Annotated in this window: 20 protein-coding genes; 14 read left to right on the top strand and 6 right to left on the bottom strand. The window is 56.6% G+C overall.

From position 1 onward, the window contains the following. Nucleotides 1–38: 38 nt before the first annotated feature. Nucleotides 39–1,046, top strand: coding sequence for an ornithine cyclodeaminase family protein (locus CU102_RS02815; protein ID WP_208113808.1), 1,008 nt, complete (start codon nt 39–41; stop codon nt 1,044–1,046). A 366-nt stretch (nt 1,047–1,412) separates the two neighbouring features. On the opposite strand, the gene CU102_RS02820 is transcribed toward CU102_RS02815, so the two are convergent. The 4 genes from CU102_RS02820 to CU102_RS29350 form a co-directional block, all read right to left on the bottom strand. Beyond that, a complete protein-coding gene (locus tag CU102_RS02820) occupies nt 1,413–1,790 on the bottom strand; it encodes a VOC family protein (RefSeq protein WP_106709472.1) in 378 nt (125 codons plus the stop codon). 179 nt (nt 1,791–1,969) lie between these two features. Next, nucleotides 1,970–2,809 (bottom strand): bifunctional allantoicase/(S)-ureidoglycine aminohydrolase, encoded by an 840-nt coding sequence (locus CU102_RS02825; RefSeq protein WP_106709473.1) that lies wholly within the window; start codon nt 2,807–2,809, stop codon nt 1,970–1,972. 138 nt (nt 2,810–2,947) lie between these two features. After that, the gene (locus CU102_RS02830) at nt 2,948–3,289 is read right to left on the bottom strand and encodes a single-stranded DNA-binding protein (RefSeq protein WP_106709474.1); all 342 of its coding nucleotides are present in this window, start codon (nt 3,287–3,289) and stop codon (nt 2,948–2,950) included. 731 nt (nt 3,290–4,020) lie between these two features. Beyond that, on the bottom strand, nt 4,021–4,308 hold the full coding sequence (locus tag CU102_RS29350; RefSeq protein ID WP_133624475.1) for a hypothetical protein: 288 nt from the start codon (nt 4,306–4,308) through the stop codon (nt 4,021–4,023). 55 nt (nt 4,309–4,363) lie between these two features. Here CU102_RS29350 and CU102_RS29355 point away from each other — a divergent pair, with 55 nt between their 5' ends. The 3 genes from CU102_RS29355 (at nt 4,364) to CU102_RS02845 (ending at nt 6,048) form a co-directional block, all read left to right on the top strand. Continuing rightward, nucleotides 4,364–4,564, top strand: a complete 201-nt coding sequence (locus CU102_RS29355) for a hypothetical protein (protein ID WP_133624473.1) — start codon at nt 4,364–4,366, stop codon at nt 4,562–4,564. Between the two features lie 12 nt (nt 4,565–4,576). Continuing rightward, entirely contained in the window at nt 4,577–5,236 is a 660-nt protein-coding gene (locus CU102_RS02840) for a hypothetical protein (RefSeq protein ID WP_133624471.1), read from the top strand. 413 nt (nt 5,237–5,649) lie between these two features. Further along, nucleotides 5,650–6,048, top strand: a complete 399-nt coding sequence (locus CU102_RS02845; protein WP_146146462.1) for a hypothetical protein — start codon at nt 5,650–5,652, stop codon at nt 6,046–6,048. Nucleotides 6,049–7,357: 1,309 nt separating this feature from the next. Here CU102_RS02845 and CU102_RS31060 read toward each other — a convergent pair. Next, complete coding sequence (locus tag CU102_RS31060) at nt 7,358–7,642, bottom strand: PDDEXK family nuclease (RefSeq protein WP_106709479.1); 285 nt, start codon at nt 7,640–7,642, stop codon at nt 7,358–7,360. After that, nucleotides 7,635–7,928: a DNA cytosine methyltransferase gene (locus CU102_RS02860; protein ID WP_280951866.1), complete on the bottom strand. Its 294-nt coding sequence runs from the start codon at nt 7,926–7,928 to the stop codon at nt 7,635–7,637. Before CU102_RS02860 ends, CU102_RS31060 begins: the two co-directional genes overlap by 8 nt. A gap of 280 nt (nt 7,929–8,208) precedes the next feature. Between CU102_RS02860 and mctS the strand changes: the two genes are divergently transcribed. From mctS to CU102_RS02915, 10 genes are all read left to right on the top strand, one after another. Continuing rightward, nucleotides 8,209–9,594 carry a two-component system sensor histidine kinase MctS gene (gene mctS / locus CU102_RS02865; RefSeq protein WP_106709480.1) on the top strand — a complete coding sequence of 462 codons (1,386 nt, stop codon included), beginning with the start codon at nt 8,209–8,211 and terminating at the stop codon, nt 9,592–9,594. Next, nucleotides 9,591–10,235: a two-component system response regulator MctR gene (gene mctR / locus CU102_RS02870; protein WP_106709481.1), complete on the top strand. Its 645-nt coding sequence runs from the start codon at nt 9,591–9,593 to the stop codon at nt 10,233–10,235. The genes mctS and mctR overlap by 4 nt, the downstream gene beginning before the upstream one ends. Nucleotides 10,236–10,507: 272 nt before the next feature. Further along, a complete protein-coding gene (locus CU102_RS02875; RefSeq protein ID WP_106709482.1) occupies nt 10,508–10,705 on the top strand; it encodes a DUF3311 domain-containing protein in 198 nt (65 codons plus the stop codon). Further along, nucleotides 10,695–12,170, top strand: a complete 1,476-nt coding sequence (mctP, locus tag CU102_RS02880) for a monocarboxylate uptake permease MctP (protein ID WP_106709483.1) — start codon at nt 10,695–10,697, stop codon at nt 12,168–12,170. The genes CU102_RS02875 and mctP overlap by 11 nt, the downstream gene beginning before the upstream one ends. A gap of 853 nt (nt 12,171–13,023) precedes the next feature. Then, the gene (locus tag CU102_RS02890) at nt 13,024–13,692 is read left to right on the top strand and encodes a GntR family transcriptional regulator (RefSeq protein WP_106709484.1); all 669 of its coding nucleotides are present in this window, start codon (nt 13,024–13,026) and stop codon (nt 13,690–13,692) included. A gap of 312 nt (nt 13,693–14,004) precedes the next feature. Continuing rightward, on the top strand, nt 14,005–15,003 hold the full coding sequence (bioB, locus tag CU102_RS02895) for a biotin synthase BioB (protein WP_106709485.1): 999 nt from the start codon (nt 14,005–14,007) through the stop codon (nt 15,001–15,003). Next, entirely contained in the window at nt 15,000–16,145 is a 1,146-nt protein-coding gene (locus tag CU102_RS02900) for an 8-amino-7-oxononanoate synthase (protein ID WP_106709486.1), read from the top strand. Before bioB ends, CU102_RS02900 begins: the two co-directional genes overlap by 4 nt. Continuing rightward, nucleotides 16,142–16,780: a dethiobiotin synthase gene (gene bioD, locus CU102_RS02905; protein WP_106709487.1), complete on the top strand. Its 639-nt coding sequence runs from the start codon at nt 16,142–16,144 to the stop codon at nt 16,778–16,780. The genes CU102_RS02900 and bioD overlap by 4 nt, the downstream gene beginning before the upstream one ends. Further along, nucleotides 16,777–18,048 (top strand): adenosylmethionine--8-amino-7-oxononanoate transaminase, encoded by a 1,272-nt coding sequence (locus CU102_RS02910; RefSeq protein WP_106709488.1) that lies wholly within the window; start codon nt 16,777–16,779, stop codon nt 18,046–18,048. Before bioD ends, CU102_RS02910 begins: the two co-directional genes overlap by 4 nt. Then, on the top strand, nt 18,045–19,034 hold the full coding sequence (locus CU102_RS02915; protein ID WP_106709489.1) for a beta-ketoacyl-ACP synthase III: 990 nt from the start codon (nt 18,045–18,047) through the stop codon (nt 19,032–19,034). The genes CU102_RS02910 and CU102_RS02915 overlap by 4 nt, the downstream gene beginning before the upstream one ends. Nucleotides 19,035–19,228: the final 194 nt, after the last annotated feature.

Consider the following 19,228-nt stretch of genomic DNA (forward strand, 5'->3'; position numbering starts at 1 on the left):
AACCACGCGCCCGAAAAGAAAACGATGGAGGTTCAAAAATGTCCCAACCAGCACTTGGTCCGCTCAGTAAGAGTTCAGCCGAAATTATGAAGGGAGAAACAAAAATCTTAGTTTTGAGTGAGGCGGACGTTGTTGAATGCATCCGACTTGGTGAACTTCTGGAGGTCTTGGCTCACGGCTTTAAGGCACTCTCGCTTGGCAAGGTCATCAATCCGGAACGTCCGCAGCTTGATATTCCCCGGATGGGCTATTCACTTTCGATGCCGGCTTGGATGGAAGGCATGAATTTGACCGTGAAGATTGTCAACGTCTTCGAGGGCAACCTCGTCAACGACATACCCAGCCACCTGGCCACTATAAGCCTGTTCGATCCTCGATCGGGTCTACCAATTTGTGTCATGGATGGAACCTATATAACGGCTGTGCGAACGTCTGGCTCTGCCGTCCTATCGATCCGTGAACTGGCTCGTAAGGACGCAAAAATTGCTACCGTCGTCGGTGCAGGCGTCCAGGCGAACCAACATCTGCATCTGTTACCATTGGTCCGTAATTTCAGTGAGATACGTGTTGTTTCAAAGCATTTCGAAGACGCCAAGAGATTGGCTCGGCTTCACCCCAACGTTCGACCTATGCAGAATATCGAGCAAGCTGTCAGCACATCAGATGTGGTCTGCCTTGCAACTCACTCCTACGAACCAGTACTCGACCCAAGCTGGATTCTTCCCGGGACTCACGTTTCTTCTGTGGGTGTTGCACCTCCCGGCGGAGAAATGCCAAAAGAGCTGATTCGCAAGGCAACACTCTTTGTGGAGACTAAAGATTCCTTCAAACCGACCCCGGTAGGTTCTTGCGAACTTGCAGGGCTTCCGCCGGAAAGCGGCACTGAACTTGGCAACGTCCTGCTCCATCCGGAGCTTGGGAGGGAATCGAGTGAACAGATTACGGTTTACAAAGCAATGGGAATCGCCATGGAAGATATGGTGGCAGCGGACCTGGCCTATCGCTGTGCGCAGCGACTTGGCAAAGGACAAACAATCACGCTTTGATTGAAGCAATGGAATCACTCCACGGCCCTTTGCTGTGAAGTGATCGTGGTCAGCCCCGGCACCAACTCCGACCGAGGCGGGCGAGCGGAACAACAGCGCTCTGACTAACTCTCTTCCCTATCGCTAAGAAAACCGACGACTCCATCGGAAGACTCCCGTAGGTTCCTTTTCCATTGCGCTGCACTAATGCGCAGCGATCCGCCCGGCATAGATTGGACTTGGTTCACTCCGCACCCCTGGTTTCGTGCGAACTCCAACAAGATGGCCCACTGACCCTTGATGATCTTGCGTTCTGCCTCACGCAATGCGAACCAGCCTCAACGCCCTACATCTCCTTAGCGTCGGCACTCGCCTGCTTATGAGTTGCTAAAGCTGGTTGCTTACCTCAACGAGGTTGCCGTCCGGATCCCTGAAGTAGACCGAAAGGATCTTGCCCATTGCTCCGGCCCGCTCGCCTGGTCCGTCGATAACTTCTATACCCTGACGTTTGAGGTGCAGGATGACTTCATCCAGCGGGGTGTCGGTGAGCAAACAGAAGTTGCCACTGCCTGGAACGGTGTCGCGGGCGATACCTGGAGCTGCCGCGGCATCCTGAAGACTGATCTTGTTGGTGCCGAAATGCAGCGACCACTTGCCGGGCCGCTCTTCCTGCGGCTCCATGTGCAGCATCCGCTCGTAGAAGCGGCGGGTGGCATCAACATCGTTGACACAGAGCACGATATGGTCGAGCGCACGCATCTTCATGCTATATCTTAACCCCACACGCTGTGAGGTGCGAGCCGGCAAGAAAAGTTTGCGGACGTTGAACACCGTTGAGCGAAGTTTCTGCCACTGCCCCGGTGCTGGCGTTGGTGGCCTGGCTCTCTGACAAATCGGCAAGCTGGCGAGCCGGGTGAAAACATGACCTGGGGCTTTCCTTACTGTCACCTCAGCCTGGGCTGGAGTGTGAGTTTCATGTGCCGGTTGACGTCCTTGTAGAGCAGATAGCGGAAGGGGCCAACGCCGCCGGCATAGCAAGCCTGTGGGCAGAAGGCGCGCAGCCACATGAAATCGCCGGCCTCTACCTCGACCCAATCCTGATTGAGGCGATAGACGGCCTTTCCTTCCAGCACATAGAGGCCGTGTTCCATCACGTGCGTCTCCGCGAATGGAATGACGGCACCGGGTTGAAGCGTAACGATTGTCACATGCATGTCGTGCCGCATGTCGTCAGGATCAACGAAACGCGTGGTTGCCCACCGGCCGTCCGTACCTGGCATTGCTGAAGGTTCGATGTCGTTTTCATCGAGGATGAGCGGTTCCGGCAGATCGATGCCCTCGACGGGCTCATAGGCTTTGCGTATCCAGTGAAAGCGTACGCTCTGCTTCGCGGCATTGAGAACGGACCAGTCCGTTGCCGGGGGGATGAAGGCATAGCCGCCGGGCCGTAGCACGTGCGTCTTGCCGGCAAGCGTCAACTGCAGTTCGCCCTCGACAATAAAAAGAACGCCCTCGGCATCGCGATCCGGTTCCGGACGCTTGCTCCCCCCTCCGGGCGCAACTTCCATGATGTATTGCGAGAAGGTTTCGGCGAAGCCAGAAAGCGGTCTTGCAAGCACCCAGCATCGGGTCTTGTTCCACAAGGGCAGTGGACTGGTGACTATGTCCTGCATGACGCCTTTGGGAATGACGGCATATGCCTCGGTGAATACAGCACGACCTGTCAGAAGGTCGTTTTGCGAGGGATGACCTCCCTGCGGGGCATAATATGAATTTCGGGACATGAAAAACTCCTGAACGGTCAGATGCAGTATTGGCCACCTGACAATGCGGTAGACAATGTTTCCTGCCGGAACTCAAGCGGCGTGCCGGCACCTGGCAAATAATTACTCAGCCGCGCTTGAGCGGCCGCACCCGACCGGTCAGGCCTCTTCGCCTTCGGCAGGTTGCTTCTTGGCGAGAAGGCCGAAGTCGCTCACGATCAGATTTGTCATATAGTGCTGTTCGCCGCCGCTATCGGTGAAGCTATCCTGGCGCAGTCGGCCGCGGACAAACACGAGATCGCCCACCTGCACGTGCTCCGCGACATAGTTTCGCGTGCTCTTGCGAAAGATCACCACTTCGTTCCAGTGGGGATCATCCGCCCAGTTGCCCTGATCGTCCTGTCGGCGATAATTGGCCGCGACCGTTACACGAATGGCACCCTCGAACGGCTTGATCTTGCCAACGCGACCGGTGACCTGGAACTCTGCAAAGTTTTTCATTGGCGCTCTCCTTAATGTTGTTAACGGCATGTTAACGAGCCTGTGCAGTCGCGAAATCCATCAGAATTGCGGAGGTCCATTATTGCGAAACCGTCATTCTGATTGACGCAATTAGTCGTGCCAGGCGCAAATATCCCACTTGATCAACAGCATGACGGGAACGCACCCGGCAAAACTCGCAACTCCAGTCATCGCATTTCGCCGACTCCGGATCAATCGTGGTGTCCACTCGGCAGGTGTCTGAACGGCTTTGCCGGCGGACGATCAGTTCCGGCAATCGCGGCGATCAGCCGGCGGTTTTGATTGGAGCGCGAGGCACGAATGGTCTTGTCCAGCTGGAGCGGCCCGGCGCGATACCGTCCTGTCAGGCTGCCTGCCGCCCGCCGACAACAATTGCTCCGTGTTATGTCGTTAACAAAGCACGCAAAGGCCTGAAGGTTGCGAATAGCGTTAGGTTATATGTTTCGGTTTGCATGTAAAACAGCCACACGCGCTTTTGATGTCTCTTCCAGGTGCTCCCTGATGAGGCGTTTGACGTAGTAATTCAATGACCTATCCTCAGCCATCGCCAATTCCTTCAGTTTCTTTCCTGTCGTTCTGTCAATTCGTATACTAACAATCATATCACCCATTGTTTACTTCCCATCAACCAATGCTCATGTGTCGCTGTTTGCAGTCATTTGTATACATATTATCATTTATGTACTGATTATTACTCACAATCGAGCTAATTATAAATCAAAAATCGCAATATAGTTTAACTTTTTGTGTTTATTGAGAAATTTTATTGTGTTAATCATGACGTCGAGCCTGCTGCCGACAACCGAACTGAAAGAATGAAGTATTGTGAAGAAAGCACTGCTTCTGATTTTGATACTCACTGTTGGTACAGCGCCGGCATTGGCTGACGCACCCGATGCTGAAAACGCCGGGAAAAGCTCCGGCGGCAAATCGTCGGGGGGCAAATCGTCTGATAAGTCTTCTTCTGGAAAAGACAGCGCACCACGCGGTTTTTCCAAAGGCGGACCAAACCCGCCTGATCAATCCAGCTTTAACGTTAGCAGGAAGGACGCTGTGAAAGGCCTTGCAGCTGGATTGGATGCGCTAGGCGATCTGGCACCTTCCGGACCCGGAAAAGCTGGTGCCAAAGCGGCCGGAAAGGCGTTAGGTGATTGGGCTGATCGTCAACAGGACGATCCGAATGATCGCACAGGACGTCGCGGCGATGATCGTGGCCCGGGTGGTTCCGGCCGCAGCGGTGGTGACCACAAATAGCAGGAGAAATGCATGATCGGGATGGCAGTAACACTTTACGCGGTAGCTCTGCTCTGTATTGCTGCCATCCCTTTCTGGAAACTCCGTGGCAACCTAACCGCCCTGCAATATGGCGCGCACATGATGCTTTTCGTGGCGCTCGCAGGCGTCGTCCTTGGCGACATCTTTCCGCAATTCACAACATGGGCGATCCTGGCTTATGCGTTCAGCGAGGAATTGCCACGGGGAGTGTTGCTCTATCTCCTCGTCATCGCCGGAACCGGGGGCATTGCCCAACGTGCGATTTTGGGCGCGACCTTTGGCTGGCTGGAATTGTTCATCAAACTCTACACCGAGTTCAGTGCGGGATCAGCCACGATTGACGCACTTCCGTACCTTGGCGTTGTCGGAGGAGAATCCGTGCTGTTTCACATCGTCATATCAGTTGTGATCTATCGAAATCTGAAAAGTCCAGGGCAACTCATCTGGTCGATCATATTGGCGACACTGCTGCATACCGCGGCGAATCTCTTTGTTCAGAATGAGGTCTTCGGCGTAGCCGACAATCTGGCGAAGTATGTGCTTCCATCAACGTGTCTTCTGATCGTTTATGCCCTGATGCTTGGCATTGCCTGTTTCAGGAAGCTCCGTAGCGGCGAGGTCCGTCGCCTTCTCTCCGCCTGGAGGCAGTAGGCTCAAGAGGCGACGTACAAGGGCCCCTCGTTTTGTTCTGCATGGCAAAGCGAGGGGTTTTTGTAATACAACAGTATGGTAATGTAAGTATTTGTATGATAATGTAAGTATTTTATCTTTTTTGCCAAGCACAATTGTAATTTTGTCAAAGCTACATTAACGTCTTCCTTAGGTGATATATTCAATGCACCGGAGAATGCTCTATGACGCAGCGCACGCAACCTTAATAATGCTATTTGTTATTGTCGCATTCGTCAGAGTCTGCAGAAAACAGCAATCAGCGGCGGACCTTCCGACCAGATCGGAGGTGACCACCCAGTAAGAGAAAATTGCCCTTCGATATGAGGCAGAGGCGTTTCAAACGCCTCTGCTCCTGCAATCAAGCGAGGCCCCGTATGAACCGAACTATCGCAATGACAATCGCCATCGTCCTGTTGAGCGGCAGCCAATTGCTCGCTGTGGACACAAGCTCCGGTCGTCGCATGGCCGACGCCATGACGAAAAAGCTGAGAACATACGGCGTAATCGGGCGCATCTCTGCAGTTGCAGCCTTTCAAAACGAAGGTAAGCCAACTTGCAACCTGAGCCGTTTCAACGGAAGCAAGGCGCTGACGTACCTAAAGGACTGGAAGGTTGACCAGAACGTAATTGCTGGAATCGAAGACCTGAAGAAGTATGGCGATCCACTTACTGCCGGGTTTCAACAACCTGACATTGTGAACGCCAGACGTAATGCATTGTTGGTTCCGCACGATGAGGCCTTCTGCAAGCAGCTCGATCTCGACGCAGGCAAGGCAGATCTTTTGCAATGAGATTCTGAGGTGACAGATCCGCATGGAAATATTGAAGATGCCAACGGTGACGGTCGCAGGTAGCCGTACAGCATCGGCCAACGTGTGACCGCGGACCGGTTTATAGTTAGGGACTTGTTAAAGGATTGAAAGTTAACGTGACCCGGCTGATCCAACAATCAGCCCCGTTCTGCCGCTGTATCGTGCATCCGGCAGGAGGGTTTTGGGCTTTTGTCGCCGGGATTTCAGGCTACGACCGGCGTCAAAAAACCAGGCTGGTATTTCGTCATCAGCTTCTCAGACCTGGTCCGCTACTCCTTGGCGGACCAAGTCACTTTTTCAACCTTGGGTAAATCGTGGACCTGCACCACCCCGGCAAAGGGGCGGGCCCGAATGGGCGGCGCCAGGCCTCACTTTTTGGAACCAACCTCAATGCAACACGTTTAAGAGTTGCCGAGACAGCGTTGGACAAGTTCCGAAATGCATCTCGACAGGGCTCAGCGTTTTCACGACCAAAACCGTGACAATCTGGGCCCACTTTTTTGCCCGGAACAAATTGCCTCCGAACAAAGTTTCCCTGGCACGCTGAGACCAGTTCAGCAGAAACCCTAACCAGCCAACCCATCTGATTGTTCAGGACTCCTGGATTAACGGAGGGGCGTGACGCTCACCATCTTTTTTACTTCATATCAGAAGCCGGGATATGTCTTCCGCCCCTAATCATTTCTATTGAGCAGGCGATTTATTGCCGGGATTCGGCGACTCGCGCACCATGTGGAAAAAAAGAAAGGGGACCGATATGATGCGAAATCACGATATCGAACCGCTGCACTTCCGAGATTTTATGATCCTGCTCGCCTTGGTGGCGACGCTGACAATCGGACTTTGGGGAACAGTCTCAACGATTGCGAGCAACAGACAGAATTTTGAAGTTCCGCCTGTTGTCGCGAAGTAGCGTGATTTGAGATCAACAGGATGCTGAGAGGCTGCGTATCCACTAACTCTCCAGACCGGACAGATGCTACGTCGTCCTCACTCCAATTACCGACATCACGATTTATTGTAACTCTCTGGGAATTCATTGCACATTTCTGATGTGCCGATCATCCGTTAACGGCATAGGCTCGGCGCGAGCGGATTTCCCCAAGCGAGCCACCGCCGAGCCTCTTTTTTCATTTCCAATGCGACGATGCCTGCGCCGTTCCCAAGTGTGATTTGACTCAAATTGTGTGCATGGCGACAGTTGATTGTCGGATCTTGGGTTCGGCGCGGAGGCTCGGTGTGTTTCTACCTTACTCTGCGGGCAAACTACCGAACCTCTTCTACAACCTCAGAGAGCCGCCGCCGCAGCGAAGAATTGGTCCACCGTAGCCGCAACGAAACCCAATGCAGCATATCGGGCCTGCAGCATCACGGATGCGCCTTCGAAACGCTTCGACGGCAGACGGGAAGTGCGAGGAAAACGAACGGCTTTGCCTGCTGCCTTTTGACACCGCATGAAATCGACGCCGCGTGCATGTAAACCCTTGCGCAGTAGCAACTCGGGTTTCGTATTCGTCCCCCGGATACCGGACATCATCCGGCTGCGTGTCTGCGGATCTACAATATCAGGCAACAGCCCTCATCTTCCTGCGCGTTGATTTGTCCGTTTGGACAGCCCCTTTGATAAACGGCTCCATGTGCCGCGCCACAGCCTCCACCACGGGCACCACTACCACATTGCCAAACTGGCGATAGGCCTGCGTATCAGAGACGTCGATAATGAACTCCCTTTCGCCGGGCTTTTCGAAGCCCATCAGACGGGCGCATTCGCGTGGCGTCAGACGACGAGGATTTTTCCGTTTCTGGCTGACGAGTATTTCCGAACCGTCCTTATGATAGCGGGCACAAAGAATCCACAAAGATTCAATACGTAGTTTTCACAACCATCCCGGTACCGGAATTTATTCATACCCAGAATGCGGAATAGCGCGTGCTGATCGCGACCGTGTTTTCAACCGGGTTTTCTGTCGGCCAGAGTCATGCATTTTTCATTGGTTCTGTAGCTGGTCGGGTTTTTCACTATCGGCCTCTTACTTGACCACGAGCCATCCTTGACGCCTTATTGGTTGTTCGATCAGCGATCCGTCAGAAAACAGGGACGCACACGATACTGCCCGGGAACCATGGGAGGGTCCTCGCTTGACGCTACGCCACCAGATCATTGCGCTTGCGATCATTCCGCTCGTCATTGCAATCCTCGCGATCACTGCCTTTATCACCTGGCAATCGGCAAGCCTCACGCAGGACAATATCGCGACATTCGAGCAGAACATGCTGAAGGCCAAGGAGACGGAGATTCTCAATCTCACCCACCTCGCCCTGTCGGCGATCCAGGCCACCTACCGCGATGCCGGCGCGGACGACCAGGGCGCCAAGGACAAGGTAGCGGCAATCCTGACCTCGCTCGATTATGGCAAGGACGGATATTTTTTTGCCTATGATTTTGAGGGAAACAACGTCGTTCATCCGCGCCAGAGCTTCCGGCACGGCCGCAACTGGCTGGACCTGACCGACGCCGACGGTGACAAGGTGATCGCCGAGCTGATCACCACGGCCAAAGCGGGCGGCGGCCTGCATCAGTACAAATGGCAGAAGCCGTCGAGTGGGCAGAACGCCGACAAACTGTCTTTCGTCGTCAGCCTCGACAAGTGGAATTGGATCGTCGGAACCGGCGTCTACCTCGATGACGTCTTCGCACAGACTGCCGCCGCCAATGCCAGCATGCGCGCCAACATCAAAAGGACTTTCGTCATCGTGGCGCTGATCGCCGTGCCCGCTGTGCTGGTCGTCTTTACGACCTGCATGCTCCTGACTTTCCACGAGCGGCGCATGGCCGATGGCAAGCTGAAAGAACTGACGCAGCGGGTGATCGATACGCAGGAGGAGGAACGCGCGCGGCTCGCCCGCGAACTGCATGACGGCATTTCGCAGAACCTGGTTGGCGTCCGCTACGCCATGGATCTCGCCGGACGGAAGGTCAGGACCGACGTCAACGACGCAGCAATCACCATTGACCGGGGCGTGGAGGCGCTGAACGGAGCCATCAAGGAAATCAGGCGGCTCTCCCACGATCTTCGCCCGCGCGTGCTCGACGATATGGGTCTGACCGCTGCACTTGAGGCCCTTTGCTACAATTTCCAGGAACGCACCGGAATGACCACGGAAATCGACGCTTCGGATTTCGTCGACCGGCTCAGGCCCGAGGCGAGCACTGCGCTCTATCGCGTCGCACAGGAAGCGTTCAACAATGTAGAACGGCATTCCGGCGCGAGCCGACTTACCGTCAGACTCTGGAGCGAGGACGGTCGGGCTCGCATGACGGTTTCTGACAACGGAACCGGCTTCGGCGACGGCAGGGCGGGAGAATCGGTCGGGCGCGGCCTCGGTCTGCGCAACATGCAGGAGCGGATAGCGCATTTCCGCGGCCTGCTTCTGATCGACAGCACGGCAGCGGGTACGGGGCTGACGGCGATGATGCCGGAATCAGCGAACTTGCGGACCCATGAACAGGTCGTAGCCGCATGATCGAACATCCGAAAATCAAGGTGCTCCTGATCGACAACCATCCGCTGGTGCTGGACGGGCTGAAAGCTGTGCTCGAAACCTTTGAGCACATCGAAGTCGCCGGAACGGCCGGGCTCGCGCAGACAGGCCTCGACATCGGGCGACAGACCCGGCCCCAGGTCGTGCTGATGGATATCAACATGCCGAAGCTGAATGGCATCGACGCCATCGAACTCTTCCGGAAGGAACTTCCCGATGCACGGGTCGTGATGCTGTCCATGCATGACAGCCGGGAATACGTCTCCTCGTCAGTGATGCGCGGCGCTGCCGGCTATATCCTCAAGGATGTATCAACCGAGGAGATCGTTTCAGCGATCGAAACAGTAGCGGATGGTGGAAAGTATTTTTCCTCAGGTATCTTCGATGTGCTGATGGAGCGGGAGAGCGAAAATGACGCCGATCCTCTGACTCCGCGCGAGCGTGACACCCTGAGCCTGATCGTTGCGGGCAAGAGTAATCGGGAGATTGCCCAGGCGCTCGGGATAACGCCGGCCACGGCCGAAACGCATCGCAAAAACCTTAAAAAGAAGCTTGGCATCGCCACGACGGCGGGTCTGATCCGATATGCGCTCGATCGCGCGATCAGCGTCAAAGAGGCCTAGATCGCGTCTACCCACTTCTGGGTAGCTCCGGACATTTCACCACACTCGCCACCTTGAAGGGTCGAAACCTTCGCCATAGGACATTCACGCGGCTCCGTCGAAGGCGGGCCGCTGGGAGGAATTTCATATGGATACGTCGGCTTCTGCATAGTCGGAAACCCAATTGCAACGGCCCGAGCAAAACTCGTCGTGGCCGCCGGCTGACACACCCGCCTTCCACTTTTGAAAACTGGAACACGGCGGCCATACGCGGCGCCAGAAAGGTATCCGACATGGAAAAAACCTACAGCAAAGCAGCGCTCTGGCTGCTTGTCATTCCCTATATCGGCCTGCTCTGGCCGCCATTTTACAATATCCGGGAGCCCGCCCTGTTCGGCTTCCCCTTCTTCTACTGGTATCAGCTCCTCTGGGTACCGATCACCGCTGCGTTGACCTGGATCGCCTATCGGAGCACACGCCATGACGACTGATATCAACAGCACGGCGCTCGCCGTCTTTATCTTCTTCTTCGTACTGGTCACGGTCCTGGGCTTTGTCGCAAGCCGTTGGCGCAAGCCAGAAACGCTCGCCCATATCGACGAATGGGGCCTCGGAGGTCGTAGCTTCGGAACCTGGATCACCTGGTTTCTGGTCGGCGGCGACTTCTACACCGCCTATACGGTCATCGCCGTTCCGGCGCTGGTCTACACGGTGGGCGCCTATGGTTTCTTCGCCCTGCCCTACACCATCATCGTCTACCCCTTCGTCTTCATGGTCATGCCTGTTCTGTGGAAACGCGCCAGCGATTTTGGTTATGTGACGGCCGGCGACGTAGTCCATGGCCAATACGGATCGCGGGGCCTCGAACTCGCCGTGGCTGCAACCGGCGTCATCGCCACCATGCCCTATATTGCCCTTCAACTCGTCGGTATGACAGCGGTCCTGAAGGCGCTTGGGCTACATGGTGAACTGCCGCTCGCCATCGCATTCATTGTTCTGGCACTCTACACCTATTCCGCGGGATTGCGCGCCCCGGCGCTGATCGCTTTCGTCAAGGACATCATGATTTATATCGTCGTGATCGCGGCCGTCGCGCTCATACCCTCGAAGCTCGGCGGCTATGCCAATGTCTTCGCTTCCGCCGATGCCGCGTTCCAGGTCAAGGGAAAGGGTGATCTCCTGCTCGACAGCAGTCAATATGTCGCCTATGCGACGCTGGCGCTCGGCTCGGCGCTTGCGGCCTTCATGTATCCGCATACGCTGACGGGTATCTTCGCGTCAAATAGTGGCAAGACGATCCGCAAGAATGCGATCATGCTGCCTGCCTATACGCTGCTGCTCGGCCTGCTCGCCCTGCTCGGCTATATGGGCCATGCCGCGAACCTGCAGCTCGACAGCGCAAACGACGTGGTCCCGGCGCTGTTCAAGACACTTTTCTCGGGCTGGTTCTCAGGCTTCGCCTTTGCAGCGATCGCTATCGGCGCCCTGGTGCCGGCGGCAGTGATGAGCATCGGAGCGGCCAATCTCTTCACACGCAACTTCTGGAAAGCCTATGTCAATCCTGACGTCAGCGACGCTGGCGAAGCCAAGGTTGCCAAGATCACATCGCTCGTGGTCAAGGTCGGCGCCCTTCTCGTCATCCTGTTTCTGCCGACGCAATTCGCGCTTGATCTGCAACTGCTGGGTGGCATCTGGATCCTGCAGACGCTTCCCGCCCTGGTCTTCGGCCTTTACACCAACTGGTTCCGCGCACCCGGTCTGCTTGCCGGTTGGTTTGTGGGCTTCTTCGGCGGCACATTCCTTGTCTGGGATGCCGGCTGGAAACCGCTGCACCTGATCAGCCTCGGCGGTGAACCCTTCACCGTCTATACCGGGTTGCTCGCGCTTGCAGCAAATATTGCCGTTGCCGTGGCGGTCAACGCGATCGTTCCGGCAAGATCGACGGTCCAAGCATAGCAATTCATGCGAAGGGCCGTAAAGCGGTCCTTCGCATGAACCTGGCCGCGCCACCTCAAGGCAATTCCTACATCAACTGTGCCCGGTACCGGGCACGGAGAAGCGCAACTACGGCAGCATGGCCAACGTCGCCCTGGTATCTGGGCGCAAATCCGAATACGGCGGTTTATTCCGCCCTGAGGTAGCGGTGATTGCCTTTACCATACCCGACAGGGAGCTGTTATGAACCTCTGACTTGAAATCAATCATCAGGCTTGCGGGGTTGCAGACTTGTAGGGGAACACTTTGCCGTCGAGATAGCAATGATCCCCTTTACCGCGCGAATTGTCGTATCCAACTACCTTTTGCCGTGATGGCCGTAAAGCAACCGGCATTTAAAAGAATGGAAGCTTCCGGGCACTGGTACTTTCCAGATGACAATCTCGCTGATCGCACATCTGGAAAGACTTCGTTTCCCCTGAATGTAAGTGCTGCTTCCATGTTGGCAATCATGCCAACAGTAAGATGTTGTCAACGATGACGACGCCGATTTCGCGATCCAGTTCGATTTTTCCGATAGTGCACAGATAATCCATACCGCGACCCTTAAATATTAGAGTGCACCGGACCAGGCGGGACGGAACAGAGCAAAAAGAGCGGTTGCTGCAGGTGTTCGCGCAGATCGGTCAGCGCTGCGTTTTCGCGGAGGCGGAAATCGGGCCCCTCCTGATCAGAGTAATGCCAACGGAATTGCCAACAATCGCGGATTGCCAGTCTCGATGCGTCCGATTTTCGCCATATGGCGATCGCAACTCCGACAGAAAGAGATCTGCCCGGGCTCGACAGGCAACAGCAAGCAAAATATCTATAATATATGACCACAATAAACGATGATACGATTGCCAACCGCATCAGCCGGGTCCTCGCTGACAGGATCGTAACCGGGCAGCTGGAGCCGGGTGCGAAGCTGCGTCAGGACCATATTGCGGAGGAATTCGGCGCCAGTCACGTACCGGTGCGAGAGGCGTTCCGCAAACTGGAAGCGCAAGGGCTGGCAGTCAGCGAACCTCGCCGTGGCGTAAGGGTCGCATCCTTCGACCTGAAGGAAGTGCGGGAAGTGGCGCTGATGCGTGCTGAACTCGAGGGGCTTGCACTTCGGCAGGCTGCGCCGCATTTGACATCATCGATCCTCGACCAGGCAGAAGCGGCCACCGTCGCTGGAGACAATTCGCGGGACGTGCGTTCCTGGGAGGAGGCAAACCGGCGATTTCACCGGCTGATCCTTGTGCCGTGCGCAATGCCGCGCCTGCTTGCGGCGATCGATGATCTCCATTCCGTGAGCGCGCGTTTCCTGTTCTCGGCCTGGCGGTCCGACTGGGAAGTGAGGACCGACTATGATCATCGGGCGATCCTGGGGTTTCTGCGCCGAGGTAACCTCGACAATGCTGTTGCGGTGCTTGAACGCCACGTCCAATGGATCGGACAAAAACCGGTCAAAAGCGCAACCGGTTCGACGCGGGACGCTTTTGCGATTGTCGGGTAGCTTCCTTGCCTAGCGGCAATACGTGTAGGCAAACTCGTTGAAATGCCTACAACGAAGTTGGAGTTCCTGTAGACCGGTGGCCACAGGTATGTCCACGAAAGGGCGAAATGCTCCATCAAGATATTTCCGCAAGAGGAAAGGACGAGCCCACAGCGGACTCATTATCAACCTAGATTCCACAATCGGGTTAGTGGCAGGGGCCTTACTGTAATCCCTTTTGAACGGGGTTGCGCTTTCCCGCATGCGCCGTTTAAATTTATAGATAATTTGTGATTCTATCTATAAGAGCCGCTTCAAGTCGGGAGGATTTGCATGTCAGACAGGTCGGTGTCGGATAATAAAGACTATTCGGCACCTGACGATCGAAGGGTGAGCATCGCGGAAGCCAGGAAAATCTATAATTTGCCCTTTAACGACCTGCTGTTTCAGGCGCACACCATTCACAGGGCGCATTTCGACCCCAACGCTGTGCAATTGAGCAGGCTCCTGTCGATCAAGACGGGCGGGTGTCCGGAAGATTGCGGCTATTGCAGCCAGTCGGCGCATTATCCCACCGGTCTCAAGGCGTCCAGACTGATGGAGGTCGAGAAGGTCATCGCTGAAGCGCGAAAGGCCAGGGAGGGCGGAGCGACGCGCTACTGTATGGGGGCGGCCTGGCGCAGTCCGAAGGTCCGCGACATGGACATGATCGTCGCCATGGTCGAGGGCGTCCGCTCGCTTGGCATGGAGACCTGCATGACGCTCGGCATGCTCTCGCCTGATCAAGCTTGCAGGCTCGCCGATGCCGGCCTCGACTACTACAACCATAACATCGACACGTCGGAGCGCTTCTACAGCGAAATTATCACAACGCGCAGTTTCGCGGATCGTCTGGAGACGCTGGCGAATGTGCGGGAGGCAGGGATCAAGGTCTGCGCAGGCGGCATCCTCGGCATGGGCGAGACGAGTGATGATCAGGTCGCCATGCTGGTGACGCTCGCCAATCTTCCGGTTCCGCCGGAAAGCGTGCCGATCAACATGCTGATCCCGATCCCTGGATCCAGACTCGGTGACGCCGCGCCGATTGATCCCATCGACTTTGTCCGCGCCATTGCGCTTGCCCGCATCCTGATGCCACAAACGCATGTCCGCCTTTCTGCGGGCCGCACGGAAATGAGCGATGAGATGCAGGCGCTGTGTTTCTTTGCCGGTGCAAATTCCATCTTTGTCGGCGATACGCTGCTGACAGCCGACAATCCCGGCGAAGATCATGATGCCGGGCTGTTTCGCCGCCTCGGTCTGAAGCCGATGACGCTGGATGCAGCTGAATGATGCCCGAGCGTCTTGCCCGCTACGTGACGACGCTGAACGGGCTGGAGCGGAAGGGACGGAGGCGCGAGTTGGTAGCGCAGAATGGCATCGATTTTACATCGAACGACTATCTTGGTCTCGCCAGATCACCGCGCATCCGCGCCGCCATTGCCGGCGCGCTCGAGCGCGGAGTTGCCGGCGGTTCAGGTGGCTCCCGGCTGCTTCGGGGCAACCATCCGGAGCATGAGGCGCTTGAAGCGGAGGCTGCCGCCTTCTTCGGGACGGAACGGGCGCTGTATTTCTCCAGTGGCTATGCCGCCAATACCGCGCTGTTCTCGACGCTGCCGCAACGCGGCGATCTTGTTGTCCATGACGCTCTTGTCCATGCCAGCGCGCATGAGGGTATCGCGGCGAGCCGTGCAGCGGCTGTTCCCGTCCGCCACAATGACGTTCAGCATTTCGACGATGCAATCCGTCGATGGCGGGATGCGGGTGGTATGGGCCACCCATGGCTTGCAGTTGAGAGCCTTTATTCGATGGACGCAGACCGCGCCCCGCTGGCCGAGCTTCTGAAGCTGGCAGATCGGCATGATGGCTTTCTGGTCATCGACGAAGCGCATGCGACTGGCGTTTTTGGACCCAATGGCCGCGGTCTTGCTGCCGGGATGGAAGGTCGGGACAATGTCATCCTTTTGCATACATGTGGGAAGGCCTTGGGCGTTGCGGGGGCGCTTGTCGGCGCGAACAGCGTCGTTTGCGAGTACCTCATAAACCGTGCGCGGGGCTTCATCTACTCCACAGCACCTTCACCTTTGATGGCAGCTTCTGTTCGGAAGGCTCTGAAAATACTGGCGGATGAACCGGAACGCCGCGCAAAGTTCGAACAACTCTGGACGTTCGCCAATGCGCAACTGACTGCGGCGCTTGGGTTCGAAGGCAGCGGTTCGCAGATACTGCCGGTGATGATCGGGGACAACAGTCGCGCAATGCGTATCGCCGCACGGATGCGGGCCGAGGGCTTCGATATTCGCGCGATCCGCCCGCCGACAGTGCCGGAAGGGACAGCGCGGTTGCGGATCGCCATCACACTCAACGTCGACCGGTCTGCGATTGTGCGCATGTTCGACGCTTTGGCGAATGTGTTTATCGAGGAGGCTGCATGACGCTCCGTTTTGTTGTCACAGGGACCGACACCAATATCGGCAAGACCGTCTTTGCAGCGGCATTAACCGACGCGCTTGGTGCCTCTTACTGGAAACCCGTCCAGTCAGGGCTTGACGGCGAAACGGACAGCGAGACTGTCCAGCGTCTCGGACGGATATCGTCAGCACGCATATTTCCCGAGGCGTGGCGGCTCAACACGCCGGCCTCGCCGCACCTTGCCGCCAGAATCGACAATGCCCGGATTGACCCGGAAGCACTGTCACCACCGGTGACGGAGGCTCCGCTTGTCATCGAAGGAGCAGGCGGCGTGCTCGTCCCCTTGACCGAAAGCGAAGTGTTCGCGGATGTCCTTGCCCGCTGGCAGATACCGGTCGTCCTTTGCGCCCGTACCGGGCTTGGAACGATCAATCATACCCTGTTATCACTTGAGGCCTTGCGCCACCGCTCCATTCCGGTTTTTGGCGTGGTCTTCATCGGCGACGAACAGGCCGACACGCAAAAGATCATCGCGAAACTCGGCAATGTGAACTGCCTTGGGCGTCTGCCGTGCATCGACCCGCTGACGCCTGACACCTTGCGCCAGGCCTTTCGGGATCATTTCGATGTCTCTTCCTTTCAGAAAGGGATCCTGTGACGCCCTCCCCTGTCTGGCATCCCTTCACCCAGCACGCACTTGAACCTGCAATGAAGCGCATTATCAGGACAGAGGGAGCTTATCTCTTCGACGATCAGGGCAATGCGATCCTCGATGCCATCTCCTCCTGGTGGGTCATCACCCACGGACATCGGCATCCACTGATCATGGATGCGATCCGACATGCCTCCGAGTCTTTCGACCAGATCATCTTTGCCGAATATACCCACCAGCCGGCGGAAGAGCTGGCGAAACGTCTGATTGCCATCGCCCCTGCCGGTCTCGACCACGTGTTCTATTCCGATAGCGGCTCGACCTGCGTCGAGGTGGCGCTGAAGATGGCCCTGGGTTTCTTTCACAATTCTGGCGCGCCGCGCTCACGCATTGTCGTCATGGAGCATGGCTATCATGGCGATACGATCGGGACGATGTCAGCGGGCGAACGGGGCGTGTTTAATGCGCCCTATGAACCCATGCTTTTCGGTGTGGATCGCCTGCCGTTTCCGGTGCCGGGACGGGAGCAGGACACACTCGACGCTTTCGAGGCCTTCTGCCGGGGCGGACAGGTTGCAGCGCTGCTGATCGAACCATTGGTGCTCGGAGCCGGCGGCATGCTGATGTACCCGGCTTCACTGCTGGCAGAACTGAAGGCGATCGCGACAAGGCACGGCAGCCTGATGATTGCCGATGAGGTGATGACGGGTTGGGGCCGCACGGGCACTCTCTTTGCCTGCGAACAGGCGAACATCGCGCCGGATATCCTGTGCACGTCAAAAGGCTTGACCGGCGGGTCTTTGCCTCTGGCAGCGACCTTGTGTTCGGCGGAAATATTCGACGCGCATCTTTCATCCGATCGCAGCCGGACCTTTTTTCATTCGAGCTCCTACACTGCCAATCCGATCGCCTGTGCGGCAGCGCAGGCCAACCTTGACGTCTGGAAGACGGAGCCGGTCACAGCACGTGTCCAGTCGCTTGTCGCCATGCATGGGACAAGGCTGGAGCGGTTCAAGGCTGACTCCCGTTTCGGTAACGTGCGTCAGACCGGGACGATCGTTGCGCTGGATGTCAATGTCCCGGCGACCGGCTACTTTTCCGAGGCAGGGCCAAAGCTCAGGGCTTTCTTCAAGGGAAGACATCTCCTGATCAGGCCACTTGGCAATGTGATCTACCTGATGACGCCCTATTGCGTGACAGCCGCCAATCTCGATCGTATCTACGATGCCATTGATGAGGCAGCGGACATGATTGTCCAGGGCGGTGCCCGATGAACCCGGTCAAGGCAAGCCGGATCGCCGGATTTGGCCATTACGCGCCAGAGCGCCGTGTTGAAAATGCACAGATTGAAATTCAGCTCGGTCTTGAACCCGGCTGGATCGAGCGCCGGACCGGCATTCGATCCAGGCGCTGGGTGGCGGAAGGAGAGCTATTAACCGATATCGCGGCCAATGCAGGGGCAGCCGCCCTATCCGATGCCAACATCTCACCGGGCGACATCGCCCTGACTATCCTCGCCACCTCGACCCCGGATCACTTGCTGCCTCCATCAGCACCCCTGCTTGCCCATCATCTGGGTTTAGTCAATTCCGGCGCGATCGACCTTGCCGGGGCCTGCTCCGGGTTTATTTATGCGTTGACATTGGCCGACGGCTTTGTCCGCACGCAAGGCAGACCCGTGTTGGTGGTCGCAGCCAACATCCTGAGCCGCCGCATCAACCCGGCTGAACGAGCCACCGCCGTGCTCTTTGCAGACGCAGCCGGCGCTGTTGTTCTGGCTCTGTCAGATGATCCTGAGACGGGACTTCTCGGCGCGGACCTTGCATCGAACGGAAGCCGCTATGACCTCATCTCCATTCCGTCGGGGGGATCGAAGCAGCCATTTGGCCCGGGTGTGGCCGCCGAGGAATGTTTGATGACCATGCGCGATGGCAGGGAAATGTTTGCGCAGGCCGTGAACATGATGACACTCTGCGCCAAGCGGGCACTGGCACATGCAGGGCTTTGCACATCAGGTATCAGCCGGTTTGTCCCGCATCAGGCCAACGCCCGCATCTTCGACGTTGTAGGTGAGAATGTGGGGATTGAACCTGAAAGGATCGTCCGCACGATTTCAGAGTATGGCAACTCCTCCGCTGCAACCATTCCTCTGTCGCTGTCGCTTTCCCACCAGGCAAGGCCATTCATCTCGGGAGAAAAACTGCTGCTGACAGCAGCCGGTGCCGGCCTGACAGGCGGTGCGATTGTGTGGGGGACATAGCAGAACCAGTTCGTCTGCTGCCAAACCTGAGGACTACCAGTTCCATAGTACTGAAAATTTGGCAAACGCCAGAACGAGAACCCTCAGGGTCAATTTAATTGATCGCAATCTTGATCCGAGCCTGCCATCAACCTCAAATCAGGATGCCGGTGATCCGATTGCAACTGCCATCTGACCGTTGCGGAGTGCCTATG

The organism is Phyllobacterium brassicacearum, from assembly GCF_003010955.1.
In the GTDB taxonomy this organism is placed as follows: Bacteria; Pseudomonadota; Alphaproteobacteria; order Rhizobiales; family Rhizobiaceae; genus Phyllobacterium; species Phyllobacterium brassicacearum.

Excerpts from the sequence above, each read along its gene's own strand:
- CU102_RS02900 (WP_106709486.1), top strand. The coding sequence starts at position 15,000 with ATGATGCCCGAGCGTCTTGCCCGCTACGTGACGACGCTGAACGGGCTG.
- mctR (WP_106709481.1), top strand. The coding sequence starts at position 9,591 with ATGATCGAACATCCGAAAATCAAGGTGCTCCTGATCGACAACCATCCG.
- CU102_RS02840 (WP_133624471.1), top strand. The coding sequence starts at position 4,577 with ATGATCGGGATGGCAGTAACACTTTACGCGGTAGCTCTGCTCTGTATT.
- CU102_RS02825 (WP_106709473.1), bottom strand. The coding sequence starts at position 2,809 with ATGTCCCGAAATTCATATTATGCCCCGCAGGGAGGTCATCCCTCGCAA.
- CU102_RS02915 (WP_106709489.1), top strand. The coding sequence starts at position 18,045 with ATGAACCCGGTCAAGGCAAGCCGGATCGCCGGATTTGGCCATTACGCG.
- CU102_RS02890 (WP_106709484.1), top strand. The coding sequence starts at position 13,024 with ATGACCACAATAAACGATGATACGATTGCCAACCGCATCAGCCGGGTC.
- CU102_RS02875 (WP_106709482.1), top strand. The coding sequence starts at position 10,508 with ATGGAAAAAACCTACAGCAAAGCAGCGCTCTGGCTGCTTGTCATTCCC.
- CU102_RS02815 (WP_208113808.1), top strand. The coding sequence starts at position 39 with ATGTCCCAACCAGCACTTGGTCCGCTCAGTAAGAGTTCAGCCGAAATT.
- CU102_RS02830 (WP_106709474.1), bottom strand. The coding sequence starts at position 3,289 with ATGAAAAACTTTGCAGAGTTCCAGGTCACCGGTCGCGTTGGCAAGATC.
- bioB (WP_106709485.1), top strand. The coding sequence starts at position 14,005 with ATGTCAGACAGGTCGGTGTCGGATAATAAAGACTATTCGGCACCTGAC.
- CU102_RS02845 (WP_146146462.1), top strand. The coding sequence starts at position 5,650 with ATGACAATCGCCATCGTCCTGTTGAGCGGCAGCCAATTGCTCGCTGTG.
- mctP (WP_106709483.1), top strand. The coding sequence starts at position 10,695 with ATGACGACTGATATCAACAGCACGGCGCTCGCCGTCTTTATCTTCTTC.
- bioD (WP_106709487.1), top strand. The coding sequence starts at position 16,142 with ATGACGCTCCGTTTTGTTGTCACAGGGACCGACACCAATATCGGCAAG.
- CU102_RS02820 (WP_106709472.1), bottom strand. The coding sequence starts at position 1,790 with ATGAAGATGCGTGCGCTCGACCATATCGTGCTCTGTGTCAACGATGTT.